The 20,149-nt window shown below is 71.3% G+C and carries 12 protein-coding genes and 1 tRNA gene; 11 read left to right on the forward strand and 2 right to left on the reverse strand.

The genetic code is table 11. The annotated features are described in order from the left end of the window. The first annotated feature begins 146 nt into the window (after positions 1 to 146). The 9 genes from ORI94_RS30235 to ORI94_RS30275 all read left to right on the forward strand — a co-directional run bounded on the left by ORI94_RS30235 (position 147) and on the right by ORI94_RS30275 (position 15,439). Positions 147 to 2,552 (forward strand): sodium-translocating pyrophosphatase, encoded by a 2,406-nt coding sequence (locus tag ORI94_RS30235; protein ID WP_266073161.1) that lies wholly within the window; start codon positions 147 to 149, stop codon positions 2,550 to 2,552. 196 nt (positions 2,553 to 2,748) lie between these two features. Beyond that, positions 2,749 to 3,339: a small secreted protein gene (locus ORI94_RS30240; protein ID WP_266073163.1), complete on the forward strand. Its 591-nt coding sequence runs from the start codon at positions 2,749 to 2,751 to the stop codon at positions 3,337 to 3,339. A gap of 170 nt (positions 3,340 to 3,509) precedes the next feature. Then, complete coding sequence (locus ORI94_RS30245) at positions 3,510 to 5,039, forward strand: N5-glutamine methyltransferase family protein (protein ID WP_266073165.1); 1,530 nt, start codon at positions 3,510 to 3,512, stop codon at positions 5,037 to 5,039. A gap of 265 nt (positions 5,040 to 5,304) precedes the next feature. Continuing rightward, positions 5,305 to 5,502 carry a hypothetical protein gene (locus tag ORI94_RS30250; RefSeq protein ID WP_266073167.1) on the forward strand — a complete coding sequence of 66 codons (198 nt, stop codon included), beginning with the start codon at positions 5,305 to 5,307 and terminating at the stop codon, positions 5,500 to 5,502. A 267-nt stretch (positions 5,503 to 5,769) separates the two neighbouring features. Next, on the forward strand, positions 5,770 to 8,679 hold the full coding sequence (gene topA, locus ORI94_RS30255; RefSeq protein ID WP_266073168.1) for a type I DNA topoisomerase: 2,910 nt from the start codon (positions 5,770 to 5,772) through the stop codon (positions 8,677 to 8,679). Positions 8,680 to 8,824: 145 nt separating this feature from the next. Further along, the gene (gene tmk / locus ORI94_RS30260; protein ID WP_266073170.1) at positions 8,825 to 12,160 is read left to right on the forward strand and encodes a dTMP kinase; all 3,336 of its coding nucleotides are present in this window, start codon (positions 8,825 to 8,827) and stop codon (positions 12,158 to 12,160) included. Positions 12,161 to 12,346: 186 nt separating this feature from the next. Continuing rightward, complete coding sequence (locus tag ORI94_RS30265) at positions 12,347 to 13,552, forward strand: DNA polymerase III subunit delta' (protein ID WP_266073172.1); 1,206 nt, start codon at positions 12,347 to 12,349, stop codon at positions 13,550 to 13,552. Between the two features lie 105 nt (positions 13,553 to 13,657). Beyond that, positions 13,658 to 15,247: an alpha/beta hydrolase gene (locus ORI94_RS30270; RefSeq protein ID WP_266073174.1), complete on the forward strand. Its 1,590-nt coding sequence runs from the start codon at positions 13,658 to 13,660 to the stop codon at positions 15,245 to 15,247. A 118-nt stretch (positions 15,248 to 15,365) separates the two neighbouring features. Next, positions 15,366 to 15,439: transfer RNA gene (locus tag ORI94_RS30275), tRNA-Thr, on the forward strand. A gap of 128 nt (positions 15,440 to 15,567) precedes the next feature. Here the strand turns inward: ORI94_RS30275 and ORI94_RS30280 are convergent. Both ORI94_RS30280 and ORI94_RS30285 read right to left on the reverse strand, forming a co-directional pair. After that, positions 15,568 to 17,211, reverse strand: coding sequence for a tyrosine-type recombinase/integrase (locus tag ORI94_RS30280; protein WP_266073176.1), 1,644 nt, complete (start codon positions 17,209 to 17,211; stop codon positions 15,568 to 15,570). Then, entirely contained in the window at positions 17,208 to 17,909 is a 702-nt protein-coding gene (locus ORI94_RS30285) for a helix-turn-helix domain-containing protein (protein ID WP_266073178.1), read from the reverse strand. The genes ORI94_RS30280 and ORI94_RS30285 overlap by 4 nt, the downstream gene beginning before the upstream one ends. Positions 17,910 to 18,003: 94 nt before the next feature. On the opposite strand from ORI94_RS30285, the gene ORI94_RS30290 reads away from it, so the two are divergent. Continuing rightward, positions 18,004 to 18,234, forward strand: coding sequence for a hypothetical protein (locus tag ORI94_RS30290; RefSeq protein WP_030782216.1), 231 nt, complete (start codon positions 18,004 to 18,006; stop codon positions 18,232 to 18,234). Between the two features lie 233 nt (positions 18,235 to 18,467). Further along, on the forward strand, positions 18,468 to 19,769 hold the full coding sequence (locus ORI94_RS30295; protein WP_266073184.1) for a DUF3631 domain-containing protein: 1,302 nt from the start codon (positions 18,468 to 18,470) through the stop codon (positions 19,767 to 19,769). Positions 19,770 to 20,149: the final 380 nt, after the last annotated feature.

Genomic DNA, 20,149 nt, shown 5'->3' on the forward strand with positions numbered 1-20,149 from the left:
GGATTGTGGTTCCCGGGTCGTCCGGCGATCATTGCGTGAAGAGCACGTGCGGCCATTTACATTTAACGCACTCTGTTTTGATCAGGTTCCGGGTACCTACAATCCCGTCCACATCTTGAGCTCAGCCCAAGCGTCAAGGAGGACGAATGGCGGAGCTTTCGCTCTCACATCAGCCAGGCCAACCCCTCTCCCTCGCAGCTGCCGTGCTGACCGACGGCAACCGTGTGCTCGTGGTGGTCATCGGGCTCGTAGCACTGGCAGCGCTGGCCGTCGCGGGCATCCTGGTGCGCCAGGTGCTCGCGGCCGGCGAGGGCACCGAAAAAATGAAGGAGATCGCCGCAGCGGTCCAGGAGGGTGCCAACGCCTATCTGGCCCGCCAGCTTCGCACGCTCGGCGTATTCGCCGTAGCCGTGTTCTTCCTGCTCCTGCTGCTGCCCGCGGACGATTGGAACCAGCGTGCCGGACGATCGGTTTTCTTCCTGATCGGAGCGGCGTTCTCGGCGACCACCGGATACATCGGCATGTGGCTCGCCGTCCGCGCCAACGTGCGAGTCGCCGCGGCGGCCCGCGAGGCGACACCGGCTCCGGGAGAGCCGGAAAAGGATCTCACCGCCGTCTCGCACAAAGCGATGAGGATCGCCTTTCGTACGGGCGGTGTGGTCGGCATGTTCACCGTCGGACTCGGTCTGCTGGGCGCCGCCTGCGTGGTGCTCGTGTACGCGGCCGACGCGCCGAAGGTGCTCGAGGGCTTCGGGCTCGGGGCCGCGCTCATCGCGATGTTCATGCGGGTCGGCGGCGGCATCTTCACCAAGGCCGCCGATGTCGGCGCCGACCTGGTCGGCAAGGTCGAGAAGGGTATTCCGGAGGACGACCCGCGCAATGCCGCGACCATCGCCGACAACGTGGGCGACAACGTCGGCGACTGCGCGGGCATGGCGGCCGACCTGTTCGAGTCGTACGCCGTGACGCTGGTGGCCGCGCTGATCCTTGGCTCGGTCGCCTTCGGCGACGCCGGACTGGCCTTCCCGCTGCTCGTGCCGGCGATCGGCGTCCTCACCGCGATGATCGGCATCTTCGCGGTGGCCCCCAGACGCACCGACCGCAGCGGGATGAGCGCGATCAACCGCGGCTTCTTCATCTCCGCGGGGATCTCGGTCGTCCTGGTCGCGATCGCCGTGTTCGTCTATCTGCCGTCGTCGTACGCCGGGCTCGACGGTGTCACGGACGCGACGATCCAGGGCAAGGACGGCGACCCGCGGGTCCTCGCGCTCGTCGCGGTCGCCATCGGTATCGTCCTCGCCGCCCTCATCCAGCAGCTCACCGGCTACTTCACCGAGACCACCCGGCGCCCCGTCAAGGACATCGGGAAGACCTCGCTCACCGGCCCGGCCACCGTCGTGCTCGCCGGTATCTCCCTCGGGCTCGAGTCGGCCGTCTACACCGCCCTGCTGATCGGCCTCGGCGTGTACGGGGCCTTCCTGCTCGGCGGTACGTCGATCATGCTGGCGCTGTTCGCGGTGGCGCTCGCGGGTACCGGCCTGCTCACCACGGTCGGTGTGATCGTCGCGATGGACACCTTCGGACCGGTCTCCGACAACGCGCAGGGCATCGCCGAGATGTCCGGCGACGTGGAGGGTGCCGGCGCCCAGGTGCTCACCGACCTGGACGCCGTCGGCAACACCACCAAGGCCATCACCAAGGGCATCGCCATCGCCACGGCGGTTCTCGCGGCGGCCGCGCTGTTCGGCTCGTACCGCGACGCCATCACCACCGGCGCACGGGAGGTGGGCGAACGGCTCAGCGGGGAGGGCGCCCCGATGAGCCTGATGATGGACATCTCGCAGCCCAACAACCTCGTCGGGCTCATCGCGGGCGCGGCGGTCGTCTTCCTCTTCTCGGGACTGGCGATCAACGCGGTGTCGCGGTCGGCGGGTTCGGTGGTCTTCGAGGTGCGGCGGCAGTTCCGCGAGAAGCCCGGAATCATGGACTACAGCGAGAAACCGGAGTACGGCAAGGTCGTCGACATCTGCACCAAGGACGCCCTGCGCGAACTCGCCACACCCGGTCTGCTCGCCGTGATGGCACCCGTCTTCATCGGGTTCACGCTCGGCGTCGGGGCACTCGGCGCCTTCCTCGCGGGCGCGATCGGCTCGGGCACCCTCATGGCGGTGTTCCTCGCCAACTCCGGTGGCGCGTGGGACAACGCGAAGAAACTCGTCGAGGACGGCCATCACGGCGGCAAGGGCAGCGAGGCCCACGAGGCGACCGTCATCGGCGACACCGTCGGCGACCCCTTCAAGGACACCGCGGGACCGGCCATCAACCCGCTGCTGAAGGTGATGAACCTGGTCGCGCTGCTCATCGCGCCCGCGGTCATCCAGTTCTCCTACGGCGCGGACAGGAACGTCGGCGTACGGGTGCTGATCGCGGTCCTCGCCCTGGCTGTGATCGTCGGCTCGGTGTACGTGTCCAAACGGCGTGGGATCGCCATGGGCGCCGAAGGCGATGCCGAACCGGACTCCACATCGGCCGACCCGGCGGTGGTTTCGTAGGCACGCCACCGAGTCCCCGTCCGAGGTGCGGGCGGGCAGCGCGTCGTGATGACGCGTCGCCCGCCCGCGCTGTGTGCGGTGAGCCCCTCGTCATGAGCCTTCTCTCGATGGTGCAAATGGCTTCAATGGTGGTCTCAGCAGACATTCGTCGGGGAGGTGTCGCGCGTCCGGCGTGTATCTTCCGGGGCCGGGAGTCATGGAAGGGGCCGATCCGGTGAACAAGAAGCTCGCGGCCGCGCTGTCCAGCGGTGCGGTACTGGTACTGGCGCTGACGGGATGCGGCGGCGACGACGACAACGAGAAGCTGAACTCCTGGGCGGACCAGGTCTGCGGCGCGGTACAGCCGCAGGCGAAGAAGATCCAGGCCGCCAACGCCGCGATCCAGAAGGAGACCTCGGACAACAGCACCCCGGAAGAGGTCCGGAAGACCGACTCGAAAGCCTTCCAGGACATGTCCGACGCCTACAAGGCGATCGGTGCGGCCGTGACCAAGGCGGGGGCGCCGGACGTGGAGAACGGCGAGAAGAAGCAGACGGACGCGGTCAAGGAACTCAACGGCATCTCCGCCTCGTACGCCTCCCTGAAGAAGCAGGTCGACGGACTCGACACGGACGACCAGGCGAAGTTCGCCGACGGTCTGAAGGACATCGCCGCCGAGCTGGACAAGCTCAGCAAGAGCGGCAACGACGCCCTCAAGACGCTGGAGGAGGGCGAGGTCGGCGAGGCGATGGCCCGGCAGCCCAGCTGCAAGACGGCCACCGGTCCGGCGCAGTCCACGACGGGCTGACGGCGCGCCGGCGCGCAGCCGCCCTCACCCCGTGATCACGGGGCCGCCGCGCCGGCCGCGCCGGCCGCGCCGGCCCCCACGGCCGTGACCCGCGACGGCTGCCACCGCCGTGGCGGTCGCGGCCGGTCACGGCGGGCCACGGCACGCGCGGGGAGAGGGCGGCGGCCACAATGGAGGGCGTGAGTAACACCGGCCTGCCGCCCCTGCCCTCGTCCGACCGTCCCGACACCGCCGCCCGCCTCCGGGACGCGCTGCTCGGGGCCTCCTTCACCGCCGACGGACTGCTCGAACTGCTGGGCGCCCCCGCGTACGCGGCGCTGGCCCGCAGCGAGACCGTGCCCGCCTTCCGGGCCACACGCGGGGACACCCCGCTGGAGACGCTCGTGCGCCTCTTCCTGTTGCAGCAGCCCGTGCCGCACGCGCGTGTGGCGGACGTGCTGCCCGTCGGCGCCTGCCTGGAGGACGGGTGGCTGGTCCGCGCCGGCGCGGGCGACGTCACCGCGACCGTGGACGTGCGGCCGTACGGCGGGCCCGCGGACGAGGACTGGTTCATCGTGTCCGACCTCGGGTGCGCGGTCGGCGGCGCGGGCGGCATCGGCAGTGCGCACGAGGGCGTCGTCCTCGGCGTCGGCGGGGCGTCCACGACCCTGGCCGGCATCACCGTCCGCACGCCCGTGGCCTCCGCGCTTGACCTCGGCACCGGCTCCGGCATCCAGGCGCTGCACGCCACCCGGCACGCCACGCGCGTGACGGCCACCGACGTCAACCCGCGCGCGCTGCACATCACCGCGCTCACCCTGGCCCTCTCCGGGGCTCCGGCCGCCGACCTGCGCGAGGGGTCGCTGTTCGCGCCGATCCGCGCGGACGAGAAGTACGACCTGATCGTCTCCAACCCGCCCTTCGTGATCTCGCCGGGCGCGCGGCTCACCTACCGTGACGGCGGTATGGGCGGGGACGATCTGTGCCGCACGCTCGTTCAGGAGGCGGGGGAGCGGCTCGGGGACGGAGGGTTCGCGCAGTTCCTCGCCAACTGGCAGCACGTCGAAGGGGAGGACTGGCAGGACAGGCTCAGGTCCTGGGTGCCCCGTGGGTGCGACGCCTGGATCGTGCAGCGCGAGGTGCAGGACGTCAGCCAGTACACCGAGCTGTGGCTGCGGGACGCCGGCGACCACCGCGGTGACACGGCCCAGTACCGGGCGCGGTACGACGCCTGGCTGGACGAGTTCGAGGCGCGCGGGGTGAAGGCGGTCGGCTTCGGCTGGATCACGCTGCGCAAGTCGGGCGCCGACCTGCCGTCGGTCACGGTGGAGGAATGGCCGCATCCGGTCGAGCAGCCGCTCGGGGACACGGTGCGGGCCCACTTCGAGCGGCTCGACCACCTCCGCGCGCACGACGACGCGGCGCTGCTCGCGGCACGCTTCAAGCTGGCCGCCGAGGTGGTGCAGGAACAGGTCGGGCTGCCCGGCGCGGAGGACCCGGAGCATGTGGTGCTGCGCCAGAACCGCGGCATGCGCCGGGCCACCCGGGTGGACACCATCGGCGCCGGCTTCGCGGGGGTGAGCGACGGCACGATGAGCGCGGGCCGCATCCTCGACGCCATCGCCCAGCTCCTCGGCGAGGACCCGGTCGTGCTGCGCGACCGCACCCCGGCCCAGATCCGGCTGCTGGTCGAGCAGGGCTTCCTGGAGCCGGTGAGATGACGGTGCGGGACTTTCGGCCCGGACGACGGTGAGGGCGGATCGAGGGCTCGGGAGGGAAGAAGGGCTCGGGAGGGTGGTGGGTTCGCCAACTTCCGAGTGGTTTCGGACACCCTTGCCGAGGTCGACCGCCCTCACCGAGGTCGGCCGCCCTCGCACCCGTCCCCGTCGCCCCCGCGTTCACTTCCGGTTCGCCTTCCCGCCGCTCGCGCGTGCCAGCCTCACCCCCGGGCCGGCACAGCGGCCGGGAAGAAGGGTTCGGGGGACCATGGAGAGCGGACCGGCGGTCTTCGCGGGGATGGTGTTCTGCCTGTTCGGGGGCGGGCTGCTGGCCTGGACCGCGATCAGTGTCCGCCGGCGTCGCCCCGTGGCCCAGGGGGTGGGCCCGGTCGCCTCGGTCACCGTCGCGAGCCTGGTCTCGCTGATCTCCCTCCTCGTCGGGGTGTGGTGCCTCACCCGCCTCTGAGGGCCGGCCGGGGAACGCGGGCGAACAGGGGGTTTTGGTAACCGAGAGGTCGCGCTCCGCACAGGGGCGGGCAGGGTCTGGGCGGTCCGGGCGGCAGGAACGGTGCAAGTCGGGTTACCGTTCGAGTGGCCGTTGCGGGCTTTTCCCGTTTGACACGGGGGTGGGATGTACCGTCACACTCCGCAGCGGCACGAACCGTGCATGCAGACCCGACCTCGGGCCGAGAGCCCGGGGAGGCCCCAGCGTCGACCGGAGAGAAGAGCGAAGTTGTCCCCGACCAGCGAGACCGCGAAGGGCGGCCGCCGACTCGTCATCGTCGAGTCGCCTGCCAAGGCGAAGACGATCAAGGGCTATCTCGGCCCTGGCTACATCGTCGAGGCGAGCGTCGGGCATATTCGCGACCTTCCCAACGGCGCCGCGGAGGTGCCCGAGAAGTACACCGGTGAGGTCCGCCGTCTCGGTGTGGACGTCGACCACGACTTCCAGCCGATCTATGTGGTCAACGCCGACAAGCGGGCCCAGGTCAAGAAGCTCAAGGACCTGCTGAAGGAATCCGACGAACTCTTCCTCGCCACCGATGAGGACCGCGAGGGCGAGGCCATCGCCTGGCACCTGCAGGAAGTGCTCAAGCCGAAGATCCCGGTCAAGCGGATGGTCTTCCACGAGATCACCAAGGAAGCGATCCGCGCGGCCGTGGCCAACCCGCGCCAGCTCAACCAGAAGCTGGTCGACGCCCAGGAGACCCGCCGCATCCTCGACCGCCTCTACGGCTACGAGGTCTCGCCGGTCCTGTGGAAGAAGGTCATGCCCCGGCTGTCGGCCGGCCGTGTCCAGTCCGTCGCCACCCGGCTCGTGGTCGAGCGGGAGCGCGAGCGCATCGCGTTCCGTTCCGCCGAGTACTGGGACCTGACCGGCACCTTCGCGACCGGCCGCGCCGGAGACGCGTCGGACCCGTCGACGCTCGTCGCCCGTCTGCAGTCCGTCGAGGGCAGGCGCGTCGCGCAGGGCCGCGACTTCGACTCCCTGGGGCAGCTGAAGAGCGCGAACACCCTCCAGCTCGACGAGGCGAACGCCCGCGCCCTGGCCGCCGCCCTGGAGAACACCCGGTTCTCCGTGCGGTCCGTCGAGTCCAAGCCGTACCGCCGCTCGCCGTACGCCCCGTTCCGTACGACGACGCTGCAGCAGGAGGCGAGCCGCAAGCTCGGTTTCGGCGCGAAGTCCACCATGCAGGTCGCGCAGAAGCTGTACGAGAACGGCTACATCACCTACATGCGTACGGACTCGACGACGCTGAGCGAGACGGCGGTCACCGCCGCCCGCGCCCAGGTCACGCAGCTGTACGGTGCCGACTACCTGCCGCCGCAGCCGCGCACCTACGCCGGGAAGGTGAAGAACGCGCAGGAGGCGCACGAGGCGATCCGCCCCTCCGGCGACCGCTTCCGCACCCCGGCCGAGACCGGCCTGACCGGCGACCAGTTCCGGCTCTACGAGCTGATCTGGAAGCGGACCGTCGCCTCCCAGATGAAGGACGCCACCGGCAACTCCGTCACCGTGAAGATCGGTGGCACGGCGGCCGACGGACGCGACGTCGAGTTCACCGCGTCCGGTAAGACCATCACCTTCCACGGTTTCCTGAAGGCCTACGTCGAGGGCGCGGACGACCCGAACGCCGAACTCGACGACCGCGAGCGCCGACTGCCGCAGGTCACCGAGGGCGACGCCCTCGCCGCCGAGGAGATCACGGCCGACGGCCACGCCACCAAGCCCCCGGCCCGCTACACCGAGGCGTCGCTGGTCAAGGAGCTGGAGGAGCGGGAGATCGGCCGCCCGTCGACGTACGCGTCGATCATCGGCACGATCCTCGACCGCGGCTACGTGTTCAAGAAGGGCACGGCCCTGGTGCCGTCCTTCCTCTCCTTCGCCGTCGTCAACCTGCTGGAGAAGCACTTCGGCCGACTCGTCGACTACGACTTCACCGCGCGCATGGAGGGCGACCTCGACCGCATCGCGCGCGGCGAGGCGCGGTCCGTGCCGTGGCTCAAGCGGTTCTACTTCGGTGAGAGCGCCCCCGGCAGCGGCTTCCCCGCGGGCGGCACCGGCGGCGGAGCGGCCGAGGCGGGCAACGGCGACGGGGACCACCTCGGCGGCCTCAAGGAGCTGGTGACCGACCTGGGCGCGATCGACGCGCGCGAGGTGTCGTCGTTCCCGGTGGGCGACGGCATCGTGCTGCGGGTCGGCCGCTACGGCCCGTACATCGAGCGCGGCGAGAAGGACTCCGAGAACCACCAGCGAGCCGACGTTCCCGAGGACCTGGCGCCCGACGAGCTGACGGTGGAGTACGCCGAGGAACTGCTCGCCAGGCCGAGCGGTGACTTCGAGCTGGGCACCGACCCGGCGACGGGCCGCCCGATCGTCGCCAAGGACGGCCGTTACGGTCCGTACGTCACGGAGATCCTCCCCGAGGGCACCCCGAAGACCGGCAAGAACGCGGTCAAGCCGCGTACGGCCTCCCTCTTCAAGTCGATGTCCCTGGACACGGTGACGCTCGACGACGCGCTGAAGCTGATGTCGCTGCCGCGCCTGGTGGGCGCCGACGCGGAGGGCGTGGAGATCACCGCGCAGAACGGCCGGTACGGGCCGTACCTGAAGAAGGGCACCGACTCGCGGTCGCTGCAGTCCGAGGACCAGCTCTTCACGATCACGCTGGAGGAGGCGCTGGCGATCTACGCCCAGCCCAAGCAGCGTGGGCGGGCCGCGGCGAAGCCGCCGCTCAAGGAGCTGGGCACCGACCCCGTCAGCGAGAAGCCGGTCGTCGTCAAGGACGGCCGCTTCGGCCCGTACGTCACGGACGGCGAGACCAACGCGACCCTCCGCTCCGGCGACAGCGTCGAGACGATCACCCAGGAGCGCGGATTCGAGCTGCTCGCCGAGAAGCGCGCCAAGGGGCCCGCCAAGAAGACGGCGAAGAAGACGGCCAAGAAGGCTCCGGCCAAGTCGGCGGCGGCCAAGAAGGCTCCGGCGAAGAAGACGGCGGCCGCCAAGAAGACCGCGGCGAAGAAGACCACGGCCGCGGCGAAGACGACGGCGCGGAAGACGACGACGGCGACGGCCGCCGCGACGAGGACCGCCGCGAAGAAGGCGACGGCCGCATCGAACGGCGCCGGCACCGAGGACTGAGGGGCCTTCAGGACCTGCCCGTCCCCAGGCGTGGATCTTCGCCGGGGGTTCGGAACGCGAACGTCCCGGCAGCGCTTCGGTGCCGGGACGTGCGCATGCCAGGGCGGAGGTCCGGGGTGTCGGCGCGGGCCGATAGGCTGAACGCATGACGCGAGCCGAGCCGCCAACGGACCCTCAGACGGCCCCCGACGACGCCCTGGTCGCGGACTCCCGCGAGCGCGCCGTCCGGGCCCTGCTGCGCAGCCCGCAGCAGAAACGCCTCTGGAGCGCGCAGTTCGTGGGCGGTGTCGGGGACATCCTCGCCCTCCTCGTGCTGGTGCTCCTCGCCCTCCAGGCGGCGGTCGCCGAGGGATCGTTCGGCGGCGGCTACCGGGGCGTCGCGTTCGCAGTGGCGACCGTTTTCGGGGTGCGGATCCTCGCGACGCTCCTGTTCGGCGCCGTCCTCCTCGGCCCGCTCACCTCGCTCACCTCGCCGGGCGGCCCGCTGGACCGCCGCTGGACCATGGTCGGCGCGGACGGACTGCGGGCGGCCCTGCTCATCGTCGCGCCGCTGTGGATCGACTGGACGCCCGAGGACGCGCTCGCCCTGCTCCTCGTCACCACCTTCGTGACGTCGGTCGCCGAGCGGTTCTGGACGGTGTGCCGCGAGAGCGCGGCGCCCGCGCTGCTGCCCGCCCCGCCCCTGGAGGGCGCGACGGTGCGGCCGCTGCCGGACCACATGGACGCGCTGCGCCGCCTGTCGCTGCGTACGGGCTTCGTGGCGGTGCCCGCCGCGGCCCTCGTCCTCGTCGGCGCGGGACTCCTCAACAACCTGCTGGGCGCGGGCATCGACTGGTTCGGGCAGCACCAGGCGGCGCTCGCCTCGTACGTGGCGGCCGGACTGTTCGCCGCGTCGCTGTCCATGGTCACGTTCCTCGAGCTGCCCGGCACGCGCACCCCCCGCCCGCGGTCGCCGCTGGAGGGGTTGCGCCGGCCGAGGAGCGGCACCGGTTCCGGCGCCGGTTCGGACAAGGGCCGCACCGGTGCCATGCCGTTGCTGGTGCTCGCGTCCGCGTCCGTGGCCGCCGCGGTGTCGGCCGCCGTCGCCGTGTTCGTGCTGCACGCCAAGGACCTGGGCGGCGGGCCCGTGCTGTACGGCCTGCTGGTGGCCGCGCTGACCGGCGGTGTCGTCGTCGGCATACGGACGGCGCCGGCCCTGCTGCCGTCGCTGTCGCGGCGCCGGCTGCTCGCGCTGGCTCTCGCCTTCACCGGCGTCGCGCTGCTCGCCGCCGGACTCGTGCCGGACGTCACCAGCGTGCTGCTGATCGCCGCGCTGGCCGGTGCCGGCGCGGGTACGGCGGCCAACACCGGGCACACCCTGCTCGACCAGGAGACCGAGGACCAGCGGCGGGCCCGTACGACGGAGCACCTGCATGCGGTCGTCCGCCTCTCCGTGGCACTCGGCGCGGTGATCGCCCCACTGGTGGCCGCGGGCGTCGGACCGCACCGGCTGGAGAGCGGCCGGTTCGTCTTCGCGCACGGCGGTGCCGCGTTCACGCTGATGCTGGTGGGCGCGCTGCTGCTGCCGGTGGCCGCACTCGTGCTGGCCAAGGTCGACGACCGTTCGGGGGTGCCGCTCCGCCACGACCTGCGGGACGCGCTGCTCGGCGGCGACGACCCCGCGCCCGCACCGGCGGGCACCGGATTCTTCATCGCCCTGGAGGGCGGCGACGGGGCCGGGAAGTCCACCCAGGCCGAGACGCTCGCCGAGTGGATCCGGGACAAGGGCCACGAGGTCGTCCTCACGCGAGAGCCGGGGGCGACGCCGGTCGGCAAGCGGCTGCGGTCGATCCTGCTGGACGTCTCCAGCGCCGGACTGTCCCACCGCGCGGAGGCCCTGCTGTACGCGGCGGACCGCGCCGAGCACATCGACACGGTCGTACGGCCCGCCCTGGAGCGCGGCGCGGTCGTCATCTCCGACCGGTACATCGACTCCTCCGTGGCCTACCAGGGCGCCGGGCGCGACCTGTCGCCCACCGAGATCGCCCGCATCAACCGCTGGGCGACCGACGGCCTCGTACCGCACCTCACCGTGCTGCTCGACGTGGCGCCGGAGACCGCGCGCGAGCGGTTCACCGAGGCTCCGGACCGGCTGGAGTCGGAGCCCGCCGAGTTCCACGCGCGCGTGCGGGCCGGCTTCCTCACGCTGGCCGCGGCCGACCCCGGCCGGTACCTGGTCGTCGACGCCGGTCAGGAGCCGGACGCGGTCGGCACGGTCATCCGGCACCGGCTCGACCAGGTGCTGCCGCTGTCCGAGGCCGAGATCGAGGCCATCGAGGAAGCGCGGCGCAAGGCCGAGGAGGAGGCCCGCCGCAAGGCGGAGGAGGAAGCGGCGCGCAAGGCCGAGGAGGAGCGCCTGGAGCGCGAGCGCCAGGAGCAGCTGGCCCGGCTGCGTGCCGAGGAGGAGGAGCGCAAGCGGCGCGAGCTGGAGGAGGCGCAGCGGCGCGAGGCCGAACGGCAGGCGGAGGAGGCCCGGCAGCGTGCCGAGGAGGCCGCCCGCCGGGCGGAGGAGGAGCGGCAGCGGCTCCTCGCCGAGGAGAAGGCACGGGCGGAGGCGGAGGCACGCCGCAAGGCGGAGGAGGAGCGTCGCCGCAAGCAGGCCGAGGAGGAGGAGCGGCTGCGTGCCGAGGCCGAGGCACTGCGCCTGGAGAAGCAGCGCAAGGCCGAGGAGGCACTGCGGCGGGCCGAGGAGGCCCGACGCCTCGCGGAACAGGCCGCGGCCGCGGCGGCGACGGGTCCCTCCAGGACGATTACGCCGAGCATGCCGAGCACGCCGAGCAGGTCGAGCACGCCGGGCAGGTCGAGCAAGCCGAGCACGCCGAGCACGCCGGGCAGGTCGGACGCTTCGCGTGGGCCGGATGCTTCCGGCGGGTCGGACGCCTCCCGCGGGTCCGCGTCGGCGGACGACACGGCGGTGCTGCCCAGGGTGCCGGGCGACACGGCGGGCGCCGCAGCCGCAGCCGGAGCCGGAGAGGACGGACCGGGCTCCGGTGAGTCCTCGGACCGGTTCCGCAAGGACCGGCACGACTCCGCCCGGGGCGAGAGCGGGGGACAGCCCGGCTGGGCCGGGTCCTCCCAGCCGTCCGAGGCCGAGGTGACGACCGAACTGCCGCAGGTGTCGGTCCCGCCGAAGGCGGCCGACGACGAGACCGAGGTACTGCCGGCCGTGCCGCCGCCGAGCGCCACGGAGGAGACGGCGGTGCTTCCCGCGGTCACCCGGGACGACGAGGTGACCAGCACGCGCGAGCTGCCCCAGGTCGACCTCGAGAACATGCCGGACCGGCGCAGGCAGCGCTCGGACTGGGCCGAGGAGACCCCGCTGGACGACCTGCCGACCCTGGCGGACGAACTGCTGGGCTCGCGCGAGGACGAGCGCGGCGAACCGGGCGAGTCCGGCGAGGACGGCCGGGGCAAGGGCAAGGGGTGGGGACGGCGCCGCTGACACGGGCGGCGGTCCACCGGGGCACGCCGGTGCAGGGCTGGGCGGGGGCGGAGCGACGGCCCCCGCCCAGCGCCGTTCTCCCCGGGCCGGTCCGTCGCTGGTCCGGGACTGTCGGCGGCCACCCCCACAATGGATTCAGTGAGTAATGAGGGCCATGACGGATGTGACGGAAGGGCGGAGTGACCCGTGACCGTGTGGGACGACCTCGTCGGGCAGCACCGGGTGAGCGACCAGCTCGCCGCCGCCGCGCGGGACGCCGACGCCCTCGTCACGGCCGCGGCGGCCGACGCCCCGCCACCGGAGGCGTCGAAGATGACGCATGCGTGGCTGTTCACCGGCCCGCCCGGCGCGGGGCGCAACCAGGCGGCGCGCGCCTTCGCCGCCGCTCTGCAGTGCGTGAGCCCCGACCGCGCGCTCGGCGGCTCCCCGGGCTGCGGATTCTGCGACGGCTGCCACACCGCCCTGGTCGGCACCCATGCCGACGTGAGCACGATCGCCGCCGTCGGCGCGACGATCCTGGTGCGCGACATGCGTGACACCGTCCGCAAGTCGTTCACCGCACCGGCGAACGGCCGCTGGCAGGTGATCCTCGTCGAGGACGCCGAGCGGCTGAACGAGAGTTCCGCCAACGCCGTCCTCAAGGCCGTCGAGGAGCCCGCGTCCCGCACGGTCTGGCTGCTCTGCGCCCCCTCCGTCGAGGACGTCCTGCCGACGATCCGCTCCCGTTGCCGCCACCTCAACCTGACCACGCCCTCCGTGGACGCCGTCGCCGACCTGCTCGTACGACGCGAGGGCATCGAGCCGGACGTCGCCGCGGCCGTGGCCCGCGCCACCCAGGGGCACGTCGACCGGGCCCGCCGGCTGGCCACCGACCCGGCGGCCCGGGAGCGCCGCGCCGCCGTACTGAAGCTGCCGCTGCGTGTCGAGGACATCGGGGGCGCGCTCAAGGCGGCCCAGGAACTCGTGGACGCCGCCGCCGAGGACGCCAAGCAGCTGGCGGAGCAGACGGACACCAAGGAGACCGACGAGCTGAAGGCGGCACTCGGCGCGACGCCGGGCGGCCGGCTGCCGCGCGGCACCGCGGGCGTGGTCAAGGATCTGGAGGACATGCAGAAGCGCCGCAGAACCCGTACCCAGCGGGACAGTCTCGACGTGGCCCTGACCGACCTCACCAGCTTCTACCGCGACGTCCTCGCCCTGCAGCTCGGCTCCCGCATCGCCCTCGCCAACGCGGACGCCGAGGACACCCTGGAGCGCCTGGCCCGGGGCAACCCACCCGAATCCACACTCCGCCGGATCGAGGCCATCGCCGCCTGCCGCGACGCCCTCGACCGCAACGTGGCCCCGCTCCTGGCGGTGGAGGCGATGACGATGGCCCTCAGAGCAGGCTGATCACCCCACCGGAACCCCCAACCCCCAACCCCCGACCCGTGACTCACACGAGGCGCGACACGCACACAACGCACTCGTCGCGTCGCGCAGAGTTACGCTCGCTGTATGCACACATGGCGCACCCCCCGCAGGACCCGTACCGGAGCCACACTGCTCGCCGCCGCGCTCCTGGTCTCCGGCTGCTCCTCCGGGAGCACGACGACCACCACGAGTTCCGCGAGCTCGGCGGCGAAGGGTGCGGCGGTGCTGGCCGCCCTGCCCCGCTCCACGCCCGGGGCGCTCGCGCCGTACTACGAGCAGAAGCCGGCCTGGCGCGACTGCGGTGCGCCCGGCTTCCAGTGCGCCACGCTGAAGGCCCCGCTCGACTACGCCGACCCGTCCGCCGGTGACATCCGCCTCGCCGTGTCCCGCAAGAAGGCCACGGGCCCGGGGGAGCGGCTGGGATCCCTGCTGGTCAACCCGGGCGGACCGGGCGGCTCGGCGATCGGCTACCTCCAGGCGTACGCCGGCATCGGCTACCCGGAGGAGGTGCGCGCCCGTTACGACATGGTGGCCGTGGACCCGCGCGGCGTGGCCCGCAGCGAGCCCGTCGAATGCCTGGACGGCCCCGGGATGGACGCGCACACGCGGACGGACTTCACACCGGACGGCGAGAGGGAGGCGGACGCGCTGGTCGGCGCGTACCGGAAGTTCGCCGAGGGCTGCGCGGCGGACGCGCCGAAGCTGCTGCGCCACGTGTCCACCGTCGAAGCGGCCCGGGACATGGACATCGTGCGGGAGGTACTGGGCGACGAGAAGCTGAACTTCGTCGGAGCCTCCTACGGGACCTTCCTCGGGGCGACGTACGCGGGGCTCTTCCCGGACCGGACGGGCAGGTTGGTGCTGGACGGCGCCCTGGATCCGTCCCTGTCGGCGCGGCAGCTCAACATCGAGCAGACGGCGGGCTTCGACACGGCGTTCACGGCCTTCGCGAAGGACTGCGTACGGCGGAGCGACTGCCCCCTCGGTGACCGGGACACCGGCCCCGAGGAGGTCGGCGCCAACCTGAAGGAGTTCTTCGGCAAGACCGACGCCCGGCCGGTCCCCACCGGTGACGCCGACGGCCGTGAGCTCACCGAGTCGCTGGCCACCATCGGTGTGATCGCCGCGATGTACGACGAGGGCGCCTGGCCGCTCCTGCGCAAGGCCCTGAGGGCGGCGACGAAGGAGAACGACGGTGCCGGGCTCCTCGCCCTGGCCGACAGCTACTACGAACGCGACGCCGACGGCGAGTACGCCAACCTGATGTTCGCCAACGCCGCCGTGAACTGCCTGGACCTCCCGGCCGCCTTCGACTCCCCGGAGCAGGTGCGCGAGGCGCTCCCGGACTTCGAGAAGGCGTCCCCGGTCTTCGGTGAGGGCTTTGCCTGGGCCGCCCTGAACTGCGCGTACTGGCCGGTCGGCGCCACCGGCGAGCCCCGGCGCATCGAGGCCGAGGGCGCGGCTCCGATCGTCGTCGTCGGCACCACCCGCGACCCCGCGACCCCCTACCGCTGGGCGGAGGCCCTGGCCGGCCAGCTCACCTCGGCCCGCCTCCTCACGTACGAGGGCGACGGCCACACCGCCTACGGCCGGGGCAGCGACTGCATCGACTCCGCGATCAACACCTACCTCGTCGAAGGCACCCCGCCCACGGACGGAAAGCGCTGCTCATAACCGGTGCGCCCGCCCCGAAGGCCGGCCCCTCGGCCGGCCTTCGGGGCAGGTACGAAGCACCATCCGAAACTGTGTAGACTTACCGTCGTCGCTGATCGCACCATGGTGCCAGCAGCGCGCCGCCTTAGCTCAGATGGCCAGAGCAACGCACTCGTAATGCGTAGGTCTCGGGTTCGAATCCCGAAGGCGGCTCGGAATTACCCCAGGACTCACTCGCCGTGACCTGGGGTTTTTTCATGCCTGGGGCATGCCGAGCCGCGCGACGGGGAGGTCGCGAAAGTGCTTGCGTGAGCGATGCGTGAGCGGAGCGGCTCAGGGACCTACTTCTTGGGCTTCCGGCGCTTGGCCTTCTTGCCCGCCTTGGCCTGGGCTTTCGCCTTGTCCTTCGGCTTGCCGCACTTTGCCTTGCCCGCGTTCTTGGCCTTCTCCTTCTTCGCGGCCTTGCGTGCCGCTTTCTCGGCCTCGGCCTTGCGCTGGAGAGGGACGAGCTTCGCGGTCGCCTCGGCGGCGCTCCTGCCGACCTGGGGCAGGACGCTCTGGTAGATGTCCCGCGTGATGCGGGTGTCGCTGTGCCCGAGAGTGTCCGACACGATCTTGATGTCGATGTCGGCGGCGAGCATGAGGGTGGCCGCACCGTGGCGCAGGTCGTGCAGCCGGATCGGCGGGAGGCCGGAGGCGGCGACGAGCCGCTCGAAGAGGTCCGTCACCTTGCCGGGGTGGAGCCAGGAGCCGTCTTCCTGGGTGAAGACGTGGCCCGTGTCGACCCAGGCCGTGCCCCACTTCTCGCGGGCCTTGTCCTGCCGCTCGCGGTGGCCCTTCAGGACGTCGACGGTGTCGTTGTCGAGTGCGACCACGCGATAGCCGCTGTCCGTCTTGGGGTCGGACGCCTCGATCTCCCAGCCGTCCTGCACGAGTTGGGAGGAGACGGTGAGGGAGTGTGTGTCGAGGTTCGTCTCCGGCCAGGGCTGCCCGCATGCCTCGCCTCGGCGTAGGCCGCGGAAGGCGATCAGGTGCCACATCGCGTACAACCGGTCCTCGGCTACGAAGTCGAGGAAGGAGCCGGTCTGTTGGGGCGTCCAGACCATCACAGGCGACGGCTTCTCGCCCGTCTGCTCCCACTTGGCGACCCGCTCGTCCGTCCACACGAGCGCCTTCGGCTTGCGCACGGGGTCGATCTCCACGTGGGCGGCGGGGTTGAACGTGATGATCTGCTGGCCGATCGCGTCATTCAGCGCCGCGCGGAGGGTTGCCTTGACGTGCTGACGAGTGGCGGGGCCGGTGATGCGGCGGAAGGGCGGCATCTCGTCGATTGCGGCCTTCATCGCCTTGCGTCGGGCTCGGTTCTCGGTGCCCTTCCACGGCACGGTCGCCAACTCGTCGATCGCGGCTCGCCGCTGGGCGTTGTCCTCCAGGATCTGGGCGTTGGCGTCGCGGATGTCCGTGAACATCTCGCTCAGATGGCTGACGCGTAGCCGGTCCAGACGCCGGTTGCCGATGCGCGGCTTCAGGTGGACGCGGATGTCTGTCTCGTAGCGATTGAGGCCGGACTTGCGTATGCGCTTGCCGGTCAGCCAGCGGTCGAGCCATTCGGCGACAGTCAGGCTGCCGATGAGGTCTTGGCCGGAGTTGAGACGCCGCCGCGTCTCCTCTACCTCGGGCAGGGGCGAGCGCTCGCGGCTGACCTCGGCCAGCATCTCGGCGATGAGTTCGGTGCCCTCCGGATCGTCCGAGTCGGCGAGCCCGAGCAGGGCGCGTACGTGGTCGAGGGCGGCTTGGGCTGCCTTGAGGCTGCCATACCCGCCACGGGCGAAGGAGCGTCGGCTGCCGTCCTCGCGGGGTGAGAGCTCCTGGCGTACGGAGTAGGTGCAGTGGTTCCTGCTGTTGCGCTTGGGGCAGGAGGTGCCGAGTTCCTTGCCGGTCTTCGGGTCGCGGCAGGAGCAGCGGCGGTAGGTGGAGCCCTTCAAAGATCATTCTCCTCGGTGGTGTCGGGGTTGGTGCCGGTCGATTCGATGGCGCTGATGACGTCGGGCCACAGGTGTGGGGGTGTGACGCCCTCTTCCTCGATAAAGGCGCGGACCCGGTGCAGGCGTGTCTTGGCCTTCTCGGCGGCTACGGCGGCCTGCGCCTGGGCTCGCAGGGCCTTGGCCTTTCGATCCGCGTTGTGGGCGGTCTTGGCCTGGTAGCGGGCGTGCTCCTCGTCTTGCTGTGCGCGGCGCATCTGCTCCTGCGCGGCGTGGTGGGCACGGAAGTAGCGGAGCATGTCGTCGTCCGCGCCGAGGTCGGTCTCCTCCCCGGTGAACCAGCGCAGCGCGTCCAGCGACGTGGTCGGGTGTTGGAGAGGAAGGCGTTGTACGTCCTCGACGTAGCCAACGGGATAGAGCAGGCAGATGGGCGGGGTGTTCAGCGCCTCGGCCAGCACCATGACGTCGACCAAGGGCAGGTTGGATCGGCGCCCGGACTCCATGTTGGCGATGACGTTGCGAGGGATCGGATGACCGATCTCCTCGCACTTGTCGGCCAAGTCCTGTGCGCTCCAACCCAGTTCCTTCCGTCGTCTGCGGACCTCGGCGGCCACGGTGGCCATGACCTGGTCCACCCACTCCGGGACGTCGTCCCCGTCATCGGCCTTCTTCTCTCTAGAATGGCTACGGTGTTGTGTCATGGAGACACATTAGCTCGCTTAGCGTTGATTCCAAGACCTGGAGACGGACGCAGAGGTCGCGTTCGCCGTGGGCTCAGTCATGGATGGAGTGCGCATGCGCGAGAACGAAGACGCCGGATGGGCGAAGGGGATGAGTCGCGAGGAGCTTCTGGGGCTCCCGGCGGCCGTTGACCTGGAGACGGGTAACCGGGCGTTGGGGCTCGGCCGGAGCAAGGGCTACGAGCTGGCCAAGCGCGGCCAGTACCCGTGCAAGGTGCTCAGGCTCGGGAACGCCTACCGGGTGGTGACCGCAGACCTGTTGGCCTTGCTGGGGCTGGCCGCGTGAGGCGCCTGATGCGCCATAGGCCATTCTGCGCTGAGCTGACACAGAAACGCTGGACTGTGGCATGGCGTGGACGTACTGTCCGTGGTCGCTCGCGGTACCGAAACCCCCGCGAGCAAAGGGAGAGCCTCCGGCGGTGCAACGCCGGAGGCCCCGAGACTCCCCAGCAATCCCGTGAGATCCGACCCGGCGGCAGGGGCGTGCAAGCCCGACACCGCCAGACGAGGAGCCGCCCAGTGCAACCCGAGAACCCCGACTCCTATTCCGCCTCCGCCCGAGCGGCCTGGCCCGCCACAGCCATCCCCGGCCAGCCCGGCGCCCACCTGCGCCCCGCCCAAGCCGACGGTGCCACAGCGGACGCGTACGACGGTCCGGCCGACGGCAGCAGCGAGGCGGACCCGGCGAGGGGCCTGGAGACCATCCCCGACGCGGAGCCGACGCCGGGCTCGGAGCTACTGGATGAACTGCGTTCCCAGATAGCCCAGTTCGTGATCCCACCCTCTTCCGAGGCGCTGGACGCGATCACCCTGTGGGTGGCGGCGACGCAGCTCCAGCCCGCGTGGCAGCACGCCCCACGGCTGGCAGTGGTGGGTCCTGCGAAGCGGTGCGGGAAGTCGCGGCTCCTGGACGTGCTGACCGAGACGGTCCACGAGCCGATGCTCACCATCAACACCACACCAGCGGCCATCTTCCGCTCGATCAACGAAGAGGAGCCGCCGACGCTGCTGGTGGACGAGGCCGACACCATCTTCGGCCCCAAGGTCGCGGAGAAGAACGAGGAGACACGCGGCCTCCTCAACGCTGGCCACCAGCGCGGCCGGTACGTCACCCGGGTCGTCGGCAACGACCACACCCCGCACAAGTTCGCCACCTTCGCGATGGCGGCCATCGCGGGCATCGGTGACCTGCCGGACACCGTCATGGATCGATCGGTCGTCATCCGCATGCGCCGCAGGGCCGAGGGTGAGAAGGTCAAACCCTTCCGCTCGCGACGCGACATCCCCGCTCTGCACGAACTACGCGACCGCATCCGTGCCTGGGCCCTCCCGCTGCTGGAGGACGCTGCGAGCCTGGAGCCGGAGATGCCGGTCGAGGACCGAGCCGCCGACACCTGGGAGCCCCTGGTGATCGTCGCCGACCTGGCCGGCGGTCGCTGGCCCCGGCTCGCGCGGATCGCGTGCGCACGAATGGTCGCCGCCGAGGTGGCGGCCGAGGAGGACCACCCGAGCGGGGCGCGGATCCTCGCTGACATCCGACGGGTCTTCTTCGCGCAGCGGGAGGCGGACAGCCTCTCCACCGAAGACCTCCTGCACCACCTGAACGCGGACGCCGAAGCCCCGTGGGGAGAGCGTGGACGCTACGGCCTGACCTCCCGGGAACTCAGCGCCATGCTGCGCGACTACGACATCCGGCCCGGCAACGTACGCATGGCCGACCGGACGCAGCGCAAGGGCTACACGCGCAACAAGTTCCTGGACGCCTGGCGGCGCTACTGCCCGACCGTCCACCCGGTCAACGCCCGTCGCGGCGAAGACTGACCCCCACCTCCCTGGTTGCCGTACTTGCCGTCCCTGCCGTGATCGTGCAGGTCAGGGCACACACCAGCAAGACGGCAGTCGAGGGCAAGACGGCAACGAACGCGCCTGAGCACGTGCAGCCAGCAGAGGGATCGCGTCCTGATCCGTCTTGCTCCGTCCCAGGCGTCCTCGCCGTATCGCCGCAGGTCACAGTCCTGCTTGCCGGGACGGCTGCCATAACGCAGCCGTCCCGGCAGGGGACAAGCCGTCCCAAGGCGGAGCCCGAACCGAAGCCGCCGCCTCCCTGTCCCGAATCGGGACAAGACGCTGGCGCTGCCCGCCAGGACGGCACGTCCGGAGCGCTGCCGTCCCGCGCTGACCTGCACGTGCAACGGCCGAGA

Source organism: Streptomyces sp. NEAU-W12 (genome assembly GCF_026242095.1).
Lineage (GTDB): Bacteria > Actinomycetota > Actinomycetes > Streptomycetales > Streptomycetaceae > Streptomyces.

Coding starts and splice junctions, on each gene's coding strand:
- tmk (WP_266073170.1), top strand. CDS start 8,825: ATGACGCGAGCCGAGCCGCCAACGGACCCTCAGACGGCCCCCGACGAC.
- ORI94_RS30235 (WP_266073161.1), top strand. CDS start 147: ATGGCGGAGCTTTCGCTCTCACATCAGCCAGGCCAACCCCTCTCCCTC.
- ORI94_RS30245 (WP_266073165.1), top strand. CDS start 3,510: ATGGAGGGCGTGAGTAACACCGGCCTGCCGCCCCTGCCCTCGTCCGAC.
- ORI94_RS30285 (WP_266073178.1), bottom strand. CDS start 17,909: ATGACACAACACCGTAGCCATTCTAGAGAGAAGAAGGCCGATGACGGG.
- ORI94_RS30250 (WP_266073167.1), top strand. CDS start 5,305: ATGGAGAGCGGACCGGCGGTCTTCGCGGGGATGGTGTTCTGCCTGTTC.
- ORI94_RS30270 (WP_266073174.1), top strand. CDS start 13,658: ATGCACACATGGCGCACCCCCCGCAGGACCCGTACCGGAGCCACACTG.
- ORI94_RS30290 (WP_030782216.1), top strand. CDS start 18,004: ATGCGCGAGAACGAAGACGCCGGATGGGCGAAGGGGATGAGTCGCGAG.
- ORI94_RS30240 (WP_266073163.1), top strand. CDS start 2,749: ATGGAAGGGGCCGATCCGGTGAACAAGAAGCTCGCGGCCGCGCTGTCC.